Annotated in this window: 16 protein-coding genes and 1 tRNA gene; 8 read left to right on the top strand and 9 right to left on the bottom strand. The window is 60.3% G+C overall.

All coding sequences use genetic code 11. The features are described from left to right. Nucleotides 1–233: 233 nt before the first annotated feature. Nucleotides 234–467, top strand: a complete 234-nt coding sequence (locus BLR25_RS21900; protein WP_425438676.1) for a terminase small subunit-like protein — start codon at nucleotides 234–236, stop codon at nucleotides 465–467. 137 nt (nucleotides 468–604) lie between these two features. Here BLR25_RS21900 and BLR25_RS03775 read toward each other — a convergent pair. Next, nucleotides 605–694 (bottom strand) — tRNA-Ser (locus tag BLR25_RS03775). Nucleotides 695–830: 136 nt separating this feature from the next. On the opposite strand from BLR25_RS03775, the gene BLR25_RS03770 reads away from it, so the two are divergent. Then, complete coding sequence (locus BLR25_RS03770; protein WP_091933837.1) at nucleotides 831–1,523, top strand: Bax inhibitor-1/YccA family protein; 693 nt, start codon at nucleotides 831–833, stop codon at nucleotides 1,521–1,523. Between the two features lie 51 nt (nucleotides 1,524–1,574). Here BLR25_RS03770 and BLR25_RS03765 read toward each other — a convergent pair whose 3' ends face one another. Both BLR25_RS03765 and BLR25_RS03760 read right to left on the bottom strand, forming a co-directional pair. Then, nucleotides 1,575–2,456, bottom strand: coding sequence for a polysaccharide deacetylase family protein (locus tag BLR25_RS03765; protein ID WP_091933834.1), 882 nt, complete (start codon nucleotides 2,454–2,456; stop codon nucleotides 1,575–1,577). 30 nt (nucleotides 2,457–2,486) lie between these two features. Next, nucleotides 2,487–2,858, bottom strand: a complete 372-nt coding sequence (locus BLR25_RS03760) for an Mth938-like domain-containing protein (RefSeq protein ID WP_091934689.1) — start codon at nucleotides 2,856–2,858, stop codon at nucleotides 2,487–2,489. Nucleotides 2,859–3,002: 144 nt separating this feature from the next. Between BLR25_RS03760 and BLR25_RS03755 the strand changes: the two genes are divergently transcribed. The 6 genes from BLR25_RS03755 to thrC all read left to right on the top strand — a co-directional run bounded on the left by BLR25_RS03755 (nucleotide 3,003) and on the right by thrC (nucleotide 8,946). Continuing rightward, complete coding sequence (locus BLR25_RS03755; protein ID WP_091933831.1) at nucleotides 3,003–4,235, top strand: pyridoxal phosphate-dependent aminotransferase; 1,233 nt, start codon at nucleotides 3,003–3,005, stop codon at nucleotides 4,233–4,235. A gap of 2 nt (nucleotides 4,236–4,237) precedes the next feature. Beyond that, nucleotides 4,238–4,678: a GNAT family N-acetyltransferase gene (locus tag BLR25_RS03750; RefSeq protein ID WP_091933827.1), complete on the top strand. Its 441-nt coding sequence runs from the start codon at nucleotides 4,238–4,240 to the stop codon at nucleotides 4,676–4,678. After that, nucleotides 4,675–5,985: a homoserine dehydrogenase gene (locus tag BLR25_RS03745; protein ID WP_091933823.1), complete on the top strand. Its 1,311-nt coding sequence runs from the start codon at nucleotides 4,675–4,677 to the stop codon at nucleotides 5,983–5,985. The genes BLR25_RS03750 and BLR25_RS03745 overlap by 4 nt, the downstream gene beginning before the upstream one ends. 48 nt (nucleotides 5,986–6,033) lie before the next feature. Then, on the top strand, nucleotides 6,034–6,549 hold the full coding sequence (locus BLR25_RS03740) for a DUF1318 domain-containing protein (protein ID WP_091933820.1): 516 nt from the start codon (nucleotides 6,034–6,036) through the stop codon (nucleotides 6,547–6,549). Between the two features lie 113 nt (nucleotides 6,550–6,662). Next, nucleotides 6,663–7,388: a GGDEF domain-containing protein gene (locus BLR25_RS03735; RefSeq protein WP_091933816.1), complete on the top strand. Its 726-nt coding sequence runs from the start codon at nucleotides 6,663–6,665 to the stop codon at nucleotides 7,386–7,388. Between the two features lie 118 nt (nucleotides 7,389–7,506). Further along, complete coding sequence (thrC, locus tag BLR25_RS03730) at nucleotides 7,507–8,946, top strand: threonine synthase (RefSeq protein ID WP_091933813.1); 1,440 nt, start codon at nucleotides 7,507–7,509, stop codon at nucleotides 8,944–8,946. A gap of 226 nt (nucleotides 8,947–9,172) precedes the next feature. Here thrC and nadC read toward each other — a convergent pair whose 3' ends face one another. Genes nadC through BLR25_RS03700 form a run of 6 tightly spaced genes read right to left on the bottom strand, consistent with a single transcriptional unit; the run spans nucleotide 9,173 to nucleotide 14,254 of the window. Beyond that, nucleotides 9,173–10,042 (bottom strand): carboxylating nicotinate-nucleotide diphosphorylase, encoded by an 870-nt coding sequence (gene nadC / locus BLR25_RS03725; RefSeq protein ID WP_091933810.1) that lies wholly within the window; start codon nucleotides 10,040–10,042, stop codon nucleotides 9,173–9,175. A 26-nt stretch (nucleotides 10,043–10,068) separates the two neighbouring features. Next, nucleotides 10,069–10,818, bottom strand: coding sequence for a UDP-2,3-diacylglucosamine diphosphatase (locus tag BLR25_RS03720; protein WP_091933807.1), 750 nt, complete (start codon nucleotides 10,816–10,818; stop codon nucleotides 10,069–10,071). 21 nt (nucleotides 10,819–10,839) lie between these two features. Further along, entirely contained in the window at nucleotides 10,840–11,331 is a 492-nt protein-coding gene (locus tag BLR25_RS03715; RefSeq protein WP_091933803.1) for a peptidylprolyl isomerase, read from the bottom strand. A 12-nt stretch (nucleotides 11,332–11,343) separates the two neighbouring features. Beyond that, complete coding sequence (locus BLR25_RS03710) at nucleotides 11,344–11,913, bottom strand: peptidylprolyl isomerase (RefSeq protein ID WP_091933800.1); 570 nt, start codon at nucleotides 11,911–11,913, stop codon at nucleotides 11,344–11,346. Further along, nucleotides 11,913–13,121 (bottom strand): L,D-transpeptidase family protein, encoded by a 1,209-nt coding sequence (locus BLR25_RS03705; RefSeq protein WP_091933797.1) that lies wholly within the window; start codon nucleotides 13,119–13,121, stop codon nucleotides 11,913–11,915. Before BLR25_RS03705 ends, BLR25_RS03710 begins: the two co-directional genes overlap by 1 nt. Further along, entirely contained in the window at nucleotides 13,121–14,254 is a 1,134-nt protein-coding gene (locus BLR25_RS03700) for a nuclear transport factor 2 family protein (protein ID WP_091933794.1), read from the bottom strand. The genes BLR25_RS03705 and BLR25_RS03700 overlap by 1 nt, the downstream gene beginning before the upstream one ends. Nucleotides 14,255–14,280 lie beyond the last annotated feature (26 nt).

Genomic DNA, 14,280 nt, shown 5'->3' with positions numbered 1-14,280 from the left:
GCAATGCGACATTCTCTCATACTCGGGCGGCTAGAACATGACCTTAGCGTTGGTTGGCGATGTTGCGGGCGAGTGCGCTTGCCCTCGACAAGCGGGCAACAGGGAGGGGATTGTTTGTTGCCAGGCAGATGATGTGCTGAAAGGATTTCAGCAAAGACAGAAAAGCGTGTTCGGCATCAACGTCGAAGCCTGGCTAAAGGAAAAGAACAGGAGTCGAATATGCTCTTGCAAAAATCCACACCCGATCCGACCCCGCACTTCGCGATGCTTACGACCTTGCGGTGCAAGACCGTGCCGCGTTTCTAGCCGAGGAGTTGATCGCGTTGGCCGACGAACCCATCCCCGAGGGGCGTGATCCTGCGAGTTGGTCCGCTTGGGTGCAAAACAAGCACGTGCGTTTTGATACGCGCAAGTGGATCGCGTCGACGGTGTGTCGTCAGGTTTATGGTGATCGGGTTGACCTATAAGCGTCACCGATGGCCGGGCGTGGGTCACAGCGTCACTCATCAAGCAAGCAATCAACGTGCAAAGCTCGACTTGTTTGATGCTTGGTTTGATGGTTGAAACGAAAAAATCACCTAAGCGTTTGATTCTTAATGATTGTTGGCGGAAGCGGTGAGATTCGAACTCACGAGGGGCGTAAACCCCTGCCGGTTTTCAAGACCGGTGCATTTAACCGCTCTGCCACGCTTCCGATGCGGTCCGTGCGCGCCCTGTTTGGGCGAGGCGCGCATCATACCACGTTACACGCGGTTACCCGATGTTTTGAAACTATTGATAGTCTGGTAGAGTCCTAGTTCCACAACGTTTTTTCCACGGAGGATGAATCGATGCAACAGCCCTATCATTTGACACAACAAGGCACTCAGGTCGATACGCTGCAGCAGAACCGAGTGCTGCGTAATACCTATCTGCTCCTTGCGCTGTCGATGGTGCCAACGGTTCTGGGGGCGTTGATCGGCGTGCAGATGCGCTTCTCGTTCTTCGCCGGCAGTCCGCTGATCTCCTTCTTCGTGTTCCTCGGCATCGCCTTTGCCTTCATGTGGGGCATCGAGCGGACCAAGAACAGCGCGACCGGGGTCGTTTTGCTGCTCGGCTTCACCTTCTTCATGGGCCTGATGTTGTCGCGCATCCTGCAGGTGGCGCTGGGCTTCTCCAACGGCGGCAGCCTGATCGCGACGGCGGCAGGCGGTACCGGGGCGATCTTCTTTGCCCTGGCCGGGGTTGCGACGGTGACGAAGAAGGACTTCAGCTTCATGGGCAAGTTCCTTTTCATCGGCATGATCGTTGTTCTGCTGGCGTCGCTGGCGAATATCTTCTTCATGATTCCGGCCCTGTCGCTGACGATCTCGGCGCTGGTCGTGATGATCTTCTCCGCCTACATCCTGTTCGACATCAGCCGGATCGTGAATGGTGGCGAGGATAACTACATCACGGCGACGTTGGCGGTGTATCTCGACATCTACAACGTCTTCGTCAGCCTGCTCAATCTGCTCATGGCTTTCAGCGGCGATCGCGACTGAGTCGGAGAAGTAATTCTCCTGCGAGGGCGGCTGCGGCCGCCCTTTTTGTTGTCATTCGCCGAGCGGGTAGGCCGGGCCTTGAGTCATGCGCAAGCCGCGGCGACCGGGAATTTCGGCCCATTCGACGACGTGCCGCGGCAGTAGCGCAACGGCCGAGTCGGCTCGGAGTTCGCGCAGTGGCACGAGCGCGGTGCCGGCTTCTTTCCAGTCGGCGATCTGCTTTTCGAATTCGGTGAGAAAACGCATGCCTTCGATTTCGGCGCGCAGCGTGAATACGTGATCGCCCGGGATGGCCAGCGACAGTTTCAGGATGCGTTCGTAGGCGCCGGCAGTGGTTAGCGCCGGGTCGAGCGCCAGTACTTCGTCGACCGTGGGTAAAGTCGTCGGGAGCTGCGGGCAAGCGACGATTTCGCCGTCGATGACGGGAATGAACGGGTGGCTGCCGCGGGTGTCGCTGGCGTAGCTGTATCCAAGGCGCTGGGTCAGGCGCAGCGCATGACGTTGGCTTTTCCAGCCGGGAGCGGCGAAGGCGGCGGGCTTTTCTGCGAATATTTCGGTGAAGCGCTTTTCGGCGCGAGACATCTCGGCGTCGATCCATGCCGTGGTCGCTTTGTCGATGCCTGCTTCCCAGGCGACGCGGTCGTGGGCGTGCAGGGCGACCTCATGGCCTTCGGAATGAATCCGTCGCAGAATGTCGAGCGTCCGCCGGCTGATGTCGGCTGATGGCAACAGGCGCCCGCGCAGTCGCGTGGCGAGTGGATAGAAGCGCTTGAGCGATTCGCCCGATTTCTGGCAGCCGGCGCGATCCGGACCGAGGGAGAAAAAGAAGGTGCCCTTGACTTGCTGGCGATCGAGCAATTGGGCGAGCGCCGGGGCGCCGATGCGCGTTCCGGCCAGGGTGTCGACGTCGATTTTCAGTGCGATGCGTTTCATTGCGTGATTTTGGGATGAGGCTCTGGCAGTTCAGTCGAAGAGCAGCACGGCCGCAACGCTGCGGCCCTCGCTGCTCAGCAGGTTGTAGGTACGACAGGCAGCATGGATGTCCATGACGTCCAGCACTTTGCGCGCATGCACGAGCGGCCGCATCAGTTCGGGTCTCGGGAAACGAATCTGCCGGCCAGTGCCGAAGAGAATGATCTCAGCATCAAGCGGGGCCACGATCTCCATGTCCTCGATCGTCAACGATGCGAATTTGTTCTGTGTCCACGCCGGAATCAGGCGGTCCTTCATGACAATGATATTATTGTCGTGACGGATCGTGTTAACGCAAACGTGGGCATCCCCATATGCCGTGAACGTGTAGGGCGGGCTGTTGCCGTCGGGCGGGAGCGTCATAAATTGCGGCATGCGGTCATTAGAAGTAGGATTATAACTTTTCGGCGGATCTTATCGACGCCCGTCTTCCGGGATTGCATCTCCGGGGCATGGCGGGCTTGAAACGGCGGCGTGCCCGGCGCGCGCGCTGCGAAGGGAATGTGTATGAAACCGGTATTGAAATCGCACAAGCTGGCCAATGTCTGTTATGACATTCGCGGACCCGTGCTCCAGGAAGCCAAACGAATGGAGGACGAAGGCCACAAGATCATCAAGCTCAACATCGGCAATCTGGGAGCCTTTGGCTTCGACTCGCCGGAAGAGATACAGCTCGACATGATCCGCAATCTGCCGAACGCGGCAGGCTATTCGGATTCGAAGGGGATTTTCGCGGCGCGCAAGGCCGTGATGCACTACACGCAGCAGAAGCAGATCAAGGGCGTGACGCTCGAGGATATCTACATCGGCAACGGTGTTTCCGAATTGATCGTCATGTCGATGAACGCGTTGCTCAACGCCGGCGACGAAGTCTTGGTGCCGGCGCCAGACTATCCGCTGTGGACCGCCGCAGTGAGCCTGTCGGGCGGCACGCCGCGTCACTACCTTTGCGACGAGAGCAATGGCTGGTTGCCGGATATCGACGATATCCGCGCGAAGATCACGCCGAATACGCGCGCCATCGTCGTCATCAATCCGAATAATCCGACCGGGGCGGTGTACCCGGACGACCTGCTGCGCGAGATCGTTGCCGTCGCGCGCGAGTTCGGGCTCATTATCTATGCCGATGAGGTTTATGACAAAGTGCTGTACGACGGCGTGCAGCACACGGCGCTCGCCTCGCTTTCGGAAGATGTGCTGACGATCAGCTTCAATGGTTTGTCGAAAAATTACCGGTCGTGCGGCTATCGTGCCGGCTGGATGGTGGTTTCCGGCGACAAGCGTTCGGCGCGCGACTATATCGAAGGGCTCGACATGCTCGCCTCGATGCGCTTGTGCGCCAACGTGCCGGGACAGTACGGCATCCAGACGGCGCTCGGCGGCTATCAGAGCATCAATGACCTGGTGATGCCGGGCGGGCGTCTGTATCGTCAGCGTGAGGTTGCGCATGATTTGATCACGTCGATTCCCGGCGTTTCCTGCGTCAAGCCGAAAGCGACGCTGTACATGTTCCCGCGCCTTGATCCCAAGATCTATCCGATCGCCGACGATCAATTGTTCATCAAGGAACTTTTGCAGCAGGAGCGTGTTCTTCTGGTGCAGGGTACTGGCTTCAACTGGCCGCAGCCCGATCACTTCCGCCTGGTTTTCCTGCCCTATGAGGATGACCTGCGCGAGGCGATCGCGCGCATCGCCCGCTTCCTGGAGAACTATCGCAAGCGGCACGGGGCGGGGGTGTAACGATGCAGGCATTGGCCGTGACCGATGATGCGGGCGCGGTCCTGTCGACCGGATGGCTGGCAAAGGCGGAGGCGGTACATCGCCAGTTGCGGCCGTGTCTTCCGGCAGATTATTGCGCTCGGATGGCGATGATTTTCGCCAATGGCGGGCGCATGGCGGTGGTCGTCGATGGCGAGGCATTACTCGCTGTGGCGATCTGGCGGGTGATCGAAAACACCAGCGAGGGACGGCGACTGTATGTCGACGACCTCGTCAGCGACGATTTGCATCGCTCACAAGGCGTCGGCAAATGTTTGCTCGGGTGGTTGGAACAGAAGGCGGTGTCTTTGGGGTGCGATGCCTTGGCGCTGGATTCCGGCGTGCAACGGGCGGGCGCCCATCGATTTTATTTTCGCGAGGGAATGCATATTCCCGCATTTTGTTTTAGGAAGGCTTTGAAATGAAGGCAATGAACGTCGGTCTGTTGGGCATTGGTACCGTCGGTGGCGGCACCTTTTCCGTTCTCAAGCGCAATAGCGAGGAAATTACCCGGCGGGCCGGTCGGCCGATCGAGATTACGGTGGTTGCCGACAAGAATCTCGAGTTGGCGCGAAAGGTGACGGGCGGGGCATGCCGTCTGACCGACGATGCCTTTTCGGTGGTGACGGATCCCGACGTCGATATCGTCATTGAATTGATTGGCGGCTACGGCATTGCCCGCGAACTCGTGCTCAAGGCCATCGAAAACGGCAAGCATGTGGTCACCGCGAACAAGGCGCTGCTCGCCAAGCATGGCAACGAGATTTTCGACGCGGCCCAGAAAAAGGGCGTGATGGTCGCGTTCGAAGCTGCCGTCGCTGGCGGCATTCCGATCATCAAGGCCTTGCGCGAAGGGCTGACGGCCAACCGCATCGAATGGATCGCCGGCATCATCAACGGGACGACCAACTTCATCCTGACCGAGATGCGTGAAAAGGGCCTGCCGTTCGACGTCGTGCTCAAGGAAGCGCAGCGACTCGGTTATGCCGAGGCCGATCCGACCTTCGACGTCGAGGGCATCGATGCGGCACACAAGCTGTCGATCATGAGCGCCATCGCCTTCGGCAATCGGGTCAGCTTTGATCAGGCCTCGGTCGAGGGCATTACCAAGCTTGAAGCGGTCGACATCAAGTATGCCGAACAACTGGGCTACCGGATCAAACTGCTCGGGATCACCAAACGGATGCCGGAAGGGGTGGAGTTGCGCGTCCATCCGACGCTGATTCCGTCGAAACGCTTGATCGCCAATGTCGAGGGCGCGATGAATGCCGTGCTCGCCAAGGGCGATGCGGTGGGCGCGACGCTCTATTACGGCAAGGGTGCCGGTGCCGAGCCGACGGCCTCGGCGGTCATTGCCGATCTCGTCGATGTCACGCGCATGCATACCTCCGATCCGGAAAACCGGGTTCCGCACCTGGCATTCCAACCGGATGCCGTGGTCGATCTGCCGATTCTGCCCCTGGCTGAAGTCGTCACCAGCTATTACCTGCGCTTGCGCGTCGAAGACAAGCCGGGTGTGCTGGCCGACATCACTCGCATCCTCGCCGATCACCAGATTTCGATCGACGCGATGTTCCAGCGGGAACCGGCAGAGGGCGAGGATCAGGCCGATATCATCATGCTGACCCATCAGACGAAGGAAAAGAACATCGATGCGGCGATCGCCAGCATCAATGCCTTGTCCGTCGTTACCGGCAAGACGATCCGCTTGCGCATGGAGTCGCTGCTCTAATCGAGCGTTGAAAGCCTGTTCGGCGCGGCGGTGAAAGGACATTGGGATATGAGAACGCTGATTCGCGTGGCTGGTATCGTCGCGGTATTGTCCTTGGCGGCGTGCGAGAGTACGCCGAACCGCCTGCTGACCTACGCCGCCGCCGGGACGGAGATCCAGGCGGAACGCCTGGTTGGCCAGATGTTCGGTGAGGATGTCTGGCCCTTGCCCTATCAGGGACGGCAGGGGGCGATCAATATTGCCGAGCCGCTGGCGCGCATGCAGGCGCGTTTCCCGCAGTTGCAACAACATCTCGAGCGTGGCGAGATTGGCCTGACGGACGACGGCAAGCTTGCCGTTCGTGAGGTGGAGCGCGTTTCGCCGGAATTGTTTCAGCTTGTACGCGACGAAAATGACGATCGGGACGTGTTCTACTATGGTATGTGCATTGCCGTCGGGCATGGCGATGATTCTCTTTCGTCCTGGTTGTCCTTCGTGCGTACGACTTTCGGCAAGGCCTGGCAGGCGAAGTCTCCGGCTGGATGGTGGCGGATCGGCAGTAAGGGTGAGTGGGTAAGAAAATAATAAAAACAAGTTCTTGTAATTCCTTCCTGAAAATCGATTCAAGTTTCTCTTTTTTGCTCCGTTGACAAGAGTTCGGGTGCCATACCCGAAGCGCCGACCACGGAGTGAGAAGCATGAATCGCAGTACGCCGCAAATCGTCTTGTCAAATCGATTGGCCTCGCGCCGTCTGCACCGTCGTCCGGTGCGCTTGACGTCGTCGTATTTGCCGCCGGCGGTTGCGCAGTTTCCCCAAAGTGCGCCGCGCATTCTTGCGGGCTTGCCGGAAAATGTCGTTCGCGATGCGGGCATGCTCGAGTTGTTGGCGGCGGAAATGCGGATTGCCGAGTTGGAAAAGGCGTTGGCAGAGGCTCGCGAAGCGGCTCTCGTCGATCCGCTCACCGGTGCGCTGAATCGACGCGGGTTCGAGCAGGTGTGCGAGCGCGAAATGGCACGGGTTGCACGCTTTGGGACACGGTTTTGTCTGGTGCAGATCGATCTCGACGATTTCAAACGGCTAAACGACTCATTCGGTCATGCGGTCGGCGATCGTGCGCTGAAATACCTCGTCAGCCGTCTCCGGCGTTCCTTGCGGCCATCGGACGTTGTCGCACGTTTCGGCGGAGAGGAATTCGTCGTCATGTTGCCGGATACGGCGATCGATGCAGCGCTTGGTGTCGTCCGTCGATTCTTGCAGGAGTTCTCGTCGTCGAACATTCCCGGCACGACGCAGGGCATGAGTTTCAGCGCCGGCGTGGCGATGTACTGTGGTGCTGAAGATCTCGACGACGTGATCCAACGCGCGGACCGGGCGATGTACGTCGCCAAACGGCAGGGAAAGCGTTGCGTCGTTGCCGCCTGAGCGGCGATCTTCCTCGGGCGGTTCGCAAGTTGTGGCCGAAGTAGCCGCCAAATAGCGGCTTGCCGGGCGGGCATGGTAGACTTGCTTGTTCAGAAAACCAAGCCGACCCTCGATCACCATGCGTTATATCTCGACTCGCGACGATTCGTCGACGCCCGCCCGTAAAACTTTCACCGATATTCTGCTGGGCGGATTGGCGCCGGATGGCGGCTTGTATCTGCCGGAATCATATCCGCAGATTACGCGCGCCGAACTCGATGCCTGGCGGGGTCTGTCGTATGCCGAACTGGCATTCGCCGTGATTTCGAAATTCGTCGACGATATTCCCGCCGACGATCTCAAGGCGCTGATCGACAAGACTTACACGGCGTCGGTGTATTGCAATGGCCGCAATCCCGAGCTGGCTGCCGAGATCACGCCGGTGCGCTGGCTGGAGCCGGGGCTTGGGCTACTTGAGCTGTCCAACGGTCCGACGCTGGCCTTCAAGGACATGGCGATGCAGCTGCTTGGCAATTTGTTCGAGTATGTGCTGGAAAAGCGGGGCGAGACCATCAATATCCTCGGCGCGACCTCGGGCGATACCGGTTCCGCGGCCGAGTATGCCATGCGCGGCAAGCGCGGCATCCGCGTCTTCATGCTTTCTCCGCACAACCGGATGAGCGCTTTCCAGCGGGCGCAGATGTTCTCGCTGCAGGATGCCAATATCTTCAACATCGCCGTGCGCGGCATGTTCGATGACGCGCAGGACATCGTCAAGGCGGTGTCGAACGACCACGAATTCAAGTCGCGCTACAAGATCGGCGCGGTCAATTCGATCAACTGGGCGCGTGTGCTGGCGCAGACCGTCTATTACGTGCGGGCTTATCTGGCGGGGACCCGCTCCAATGACGAGCAGATCGTCCTGTCGGTGCCGTCGGGCAATTTCGGCAACATCTGCGCCGGACACATCGCCCGCATGATGGGGGTGCCGATTGCCCGCCTGGTGCTGGCGACCAATGAAAACGACGTGCTCGACGAGTTTTTCCGTACCGGTATCTATCGTCCGCGCGGCACGGCGGAAACGATGGTGACATCGAGTCCGTCGATGGATATTTCAAAGGCATCGAACTTCGAGCGTTTCGTCTTCGATCTCGTCGGGCGCGATCCCAACGTTGTCCGTGCCTTGTGGGCGAGCGTCGATGCCGGCGGCAGTTTCGATCTGACCGGGACGCCGCATTTCGCCAGGCTGCCGACGTTTGGTTTTGCCTCCGGCAAGAGTTGCCATGCCGATCGCCTGGCGACGATCCGGCGCATTCATGAGCAATACGGGATCATGGTCGATACGCATACGGCCGACGGTCTCAAGGTTGCCGCCGAACATCGTCTGCCGGGGATTTCCACTTTGGCGCTCGAGACGGCCTTGCCGGCCAAGTTCGAAGAAACGATCGTCGAAGCGCTGGGCATGACGCCAGCACGGCCGGCGTCGATGGTCGGCATCGAGAATCTGCCGCAACGCGTCGAGGTCATGGACGTCGATGTCGATGCGGTGAAGCGCTACATCGAGCGCCACTGCAACTGAGCGTTGCTACGGCCGGCGATCCTTGCGCCGGCCGATATTCCTTAGAGCCTATTTCGATAGGGATCGTGGGCCGCGCCGGCGGCCCTTCAGTTTGCCGATAGGGACGGTGTCTGCGGCGTTGCTCCGCTTGCGCATGGAACAACCATGCGCTGCGCCTCGCGCCTTGCATCCCTCCGCCCCTATCGACAACGCGGCCCGCGAGCCCCGCCGAAATAGGCTTTTGGTTCTATTGAAAGCGCATCGACAGATCGAGCGCGCGCACGTCTTTCGTCAGGCTGCCGATCGAGATGCGGTTAACACCGGTTTCGGCAATGCCGCGCACCGTGTCGAGGCTGACGTTGCCTGAAGCTTCCAGGATCGCGCGGCCGTTCGTCTGCGCCACCGCCTGGCGCATCTGCTCGTTGTTCATGTTGTCGAGCAGGATCATCTTGGCGCCCGCGACGAGGGCCTGTTCGAGTTCGTCGAGATTTTCCACTTCGACCTGAATGAACTTGCAACGGTCGCCATTGGCCGCAGCGATGCGTTGGGCTTCGGCGACGGCTGCCGCAATGCTGCCGGCCGCATGAATGTGGTTTTCCTTGATCAGGATGGCGTCATAGAGACCGAGGCGGTGGTTGCCGCCGCCACCGCACTTGACCGCGAATTTCTGCGCCAGGCGCAGCCCCGGCAAGGTCTTGCGCGTATCGACGATTTCGGCTGATGTGCCGGCGACAAGGTCGGCGTATTGCCGGGCCTTGGTGGCGACGCCCGACAGCATCTGGAGGAAATTGAGCCCGGTGCGCTCGCCCGTCAGCAGCGCGCGCGCCGGTCCATCGATTTCGCAAATCAACTGGTTGGGAACGACCCGGTCGCCATCGCTTGCCTTCCAGCGCACCTGAATGCTTGTGTCAAGAGTGCGGAAGCAGCGCTCAAACCAGGCCGTGCCGCAGAGTACCGCGTTTTCCCTGGCGATGACTGTGGCATGGGCGATGGTGCCGGCCGGAACGAGTTGCGCGGTGAGGTCGCCGCCGCCGACGTCTTCGGCCAGCGCGGCCGCGACATTGCGTTCGATTTCGGCGTCAAGGAGAAGGGTCGGAACGGCGGAGGTATCAGTCATGATCTGTGCTCGCTCTCGCTGGATGATTAAAGGGGGAGTTGAATGGGGCAACGGCGAAAATCCCGGCCGTCGAAGGCAAGGTATTCTCCGCGGATTTCGGTCCAGTCGGCGAGCACCCAGCGCTCGACCGTGCGTGCCTCGATCTGATGCGTGTGCGTTGCCGGCTGGTGGGTGTGGCCGTGGATGAAAACGATGCATCCGTGCTCGCGCAGGAAGGCGTCGGTCGCCTCACGATTGAGGTCGCTCGAATAGCGGCCCTGTGCGTTCTTTTCCTGCTTGGCCTGTTCGCTCTGCTGCCGGAGGGCGGCCGCTGTTGCTTTGCGCTCGCTCAGCGGCCGCGACAGGACTGCGGCGCGGAAGGCGGGATGGCGCACCTTGGCGCGGAACGCCTGGTATTCGATATCGTCGGTGCATAAGGCATCGCCATGCGAAAGCACTATCGCTCCTCCGTCGATCGGAAGCAGGAAGGGGTCGGGCAGTAGCCGGGCGCCGCAGCGCCTGGCGAAGTCCTCGCCAAGCATGAAATCGCGATTGCCGTGCATGACGGAGATCTTGACGCCGGCATCGCCGGTTCGGCGCAAGGCGGCAGCGATATCGCGCTCGAGATGATCTTCCGGTTCGTCGAGGCAGTCATCGCCCGGCCAGGCTTCAAACAGGTCGCCGAGGATGAACAGCTGCTCGGCGCTCCGCGCGTCGTGTTCGAGGTAATGAAGAAAACGCCGGGCGATGCCCGGCGTATCTGAGGAAAGATGAAGGTCCGATATGAAGTGGATCACGGGACTCTCTTGGAGTAGCGGTCAGCAGACCTCGGCACGTTCGATGATCACGTCTTCTTTCGGGACGTCCTGATGGAAGCCGGCATTGCCCGTGGCGACGCCCTCGATCTTGTCGACGATCTCGGTGCCTTCGACGACCTTGCCGAAAACGCAGTAGCCCCAGCCGTTCGAAGTCGGCGCCGTGTGGTTGAGGAAGTCGTTGTTCTTGACGTTGATGAAGAACTGGGCCGTCGCCGAATGCGGGTCGTTGGTGCGCGCCATGGCGATCGTGTAACGGTCGTTCTTGAGGCCGTTGTTGGCTTCGTTCTTGATCGCTGCCAGTGTCGGCTTCTGCTTCATGCCCGGTTCGAAACCGCCGCCCTGAATCATGAACTTGGCAATGACGCGGTGGAAGATGGTGTTGTCATAGTGGCCGGCCTCGACGTAGGCGATGAAGTTCTTCGTCGTTTCGGGGGCCTTTTCGGCGTCGAGTTCGAGTGCGATGACGCCGAAATTGGTGTGCAGCTTGATCATAAAGTTTCCTTGCTATTTGTCGGAGAGAACTTTGACGGTTTGAATGACGACAGGCTCGATCGGCACGTTCTGGTGGAATCCGCGGTTGCCTGTGGCGACCTTGGCGATCCGGTCGACGACCTCCATGCCTTGCGTGACCTTGCCGAAGACGGCATAGCCCCAGCCGTTGCCCGAGGGGGCTGTGTGGTTGAGGAAGCCGTTGTCGTTGAGATTGATGAAGAACTGCGCCGTCGCCGAGTGCGGGTCGCCGGTACGCGCCATGGCGATCGTGCCGCGCTGGTTCTTGAGTCCGTTTGTGGCCTCGTTCTGGATTGGTGCGCGGGTCTGCTTTTCGCCCATGTCCTTGTTGAAGCCGCCGCCCTGGATCATGAAGCCGTCGATGACGCGGTGAAATACGGTACCGTCATACTGACCGCTGCGGACGTATTGCAGAAAATTATCGACGCTCTTGGGAGCCTTGGCGGCGTCGAGTTCAAGGACGATCTTGCCGGCGCTCGTCTGCATTTCGACGCTCGGCGCGGCAAAGGCGACGGCGGCGATCAGGCCACAAGCGGCCGACAGGAAACGAATCGTGCGATGCATCAGGCGGCTCCTTCATAAACGATCTTCCACTGGCCGTCTTCGCGAATCCAGTATTGACGTTTCTTCATCTGGTTGCTGAGGTTGTTGCTTTGGTAATCCTGTTCGAAGGTCACGACGACGAGTTCTTCCTTGCCGGGATTGCGGAAGACCGACGTGTTGGAAATCTTGACCTTGATCCACTCCTTGCCCGAACCGACCTTGCGCTTCTGCTCGGCGAACTGGGCGAAATTCGTGTCGCGCGTCTGGAAGTTCTTCGAGTAGTGCTTGAGGAAGCGTTCGACGTCGCGGCTTTCCCAGTCGTTGCGCCACTCGTCGATCTTCTTGTTGAGCGAGCTCCGCTCCTTTTGCCAGTCGTCGAGCGAGAGGAATTCGACCGAGTTGCTGATGATCACGGGGGTCAGGCCGATCTGCAGGTTCTTGGCGACGGCATCGAGATCGGTATTGGTCAGCACCACGCAGCCGTCCGAGGCTTTCGGCGGGCGCGAATAGGTGTCTGACGGCGTGCCGTGCAGCCAGATGCCGTGTCCCTTGCGCCCCTGCCGCTTGTCCCACTCGTTCGGATAGTTGAGCGGGTAGGCGCCGACGCCATAGAGATCGCCGAGCTTCTGTGCCGGCAGGCTGGACGTGACGTGATAGACGCCGGTCGGCGTCTTCTTGTCGCCTTCCAGCATCTTGCCGGCGCCGAGCTTGCCATGCGAGACGTAGTAGTCGGCGACGAATCGCGGGCGTCCGTTGTCGTTCTGGTAGAGGTACAGCCGCGCCTTTTGCGTGTCGATGACGATGGCGTATTTCTGGTCGGGCTGCAACTGCAGCAGGTAGCGCGGTACGTTGTGGGCGACGGCGCCGCGTTCGCGGTAGGCCTTGAGCCGGGCGATCGCTTCCTCGCGCAGGTCGCTGAGTTTTTCCTCGGGCGCGCCGCCGGCGTTGCCGAGCGTCGAGATTGGACGGCTGCGTGCCAGCAACAGGTCGCCCTTGATCAGGTGCGCGAGACGGAATTTCGGATATTGCTGGAGCAGGGCTTCGGTTTGCGTCAGCGCCTGGTCGAGCCGGTTGTTCTCGATTTCGCCGAAGATGCGCGCGAGCTGCGGTTCAGGCCCGGAGTCCGAAAACGTCGCGACTGGGGTGTTTCGGCTCGGTGATCCGATGACGACCAGCGATCCGGCAATGCCGCAGGCGACGAGCAGCAGGCCGATGAGGGTACGACGCATCAGCCGACACGCTCCTGCTGGATCAGCCAGCGGCTACCCGATTTCACCAGCACGATGGTCTTGGCGGCCGAGGTCTTCAGCGTTGCCGACGTGTAATGCTGGCGGAATTTGACGGTTGCCTTGTCGCCGGCGATCGAGATCTTGAAGTTGTCGACGCTGACCTGGATCTTGCCCGGCTTGTCGATGCGCTGGGCGCGCTCGCTTTCCCAGGCTTTGCGCGGCATGCCGTTGGGGGTCTGGAAGTCACCCGCGTAATGGCTGAGGTAGCCCTTGACGTCCTTGTTCGACCAGGCGCTGGCCCAGCTTTGCAGGGCCTTGGTGATGTCCGCTTCGACGCCGCTTGCGACCGGGGCTTTTTCAAGCTTGGGTTCGGGACTCGGCTTCGGTTCGGCTTTCTTGGCGTCGGCGGCGGCTTCGGCCGGTTTTTCAGCCGGTTTCTCGGTCGGCTTGCTCGCTGCCGGGGCAGCCGGTGGCGTCACCACTGGTGCCGGTTTGGCCGGTTCCGCCGTGGCTACCTTGGTCGGGGTGGGCACGGCTGCCTCGGTCGGTGTTGTCGGTTTGGCGCCGGGCTTGGTCGTGATCAGATCCTTGATCATCGACAGCTTCGATTGCGTCGACTTGTTCGACGAATCGAGCTGCAGTGCCTTGTCATAGGCCTGGCTGGCGAGCTTGGCATAGACGTCGCCGAGGTTCTCGTGGGCGATGGCATAGCTCGGATGCGTGCGGATCGCCATCTCGAGCGCGGTGCGCGCCTTGTCATACTGCTTTTGCTGGGCGTAGAGCACGGCCAGGTTGTTGTATGGCTCGGGGAGTTCCGGGAAATCCTCGGTCAGTCGGGTAAAAATTGCGATGGCATCCTGCTGACGCCCGCTTTCGGTCAGGATCAGACCTTTGAGGAAGCGGCCCTGGGCGTCGCGCGGCTTTGAAGCGATCAGCTGCTCTGTCTTTTCGAGCGCCTGGGAGAGTTGTCCCTGTTTCATCAGGCGCTGGATTTCAGCAACCGCCTGGGTGTTGGCCGGGGCCGCCTGGGTGTTTTGCTGAGCGTTGATGCACGAGGCGGAGAAGCACAGCACGAGGCCGGCGAGAACTGCGGTAAGGCGTGCCAGCGAAGGCGTCTCGGAGAATAGAAACATCGGTATGGTATACTTCGCGGAAGGTT

Source organism: Propionivibrio dicarboxylicus, assembly GCF_900099695.1.
GTDB classification, from domain to species: Bacteria; Pseudomonadota; Gammaproteobacteria; order Burkholderiales; family Rhodocyclaceae; genus Propionivibrio; species Propionivibrio dicarboxylicus.
Note: the sequence above shows the minus strand (reverse complement) of the source record. Positions and strands in the feature narration are given on the sequence as shown.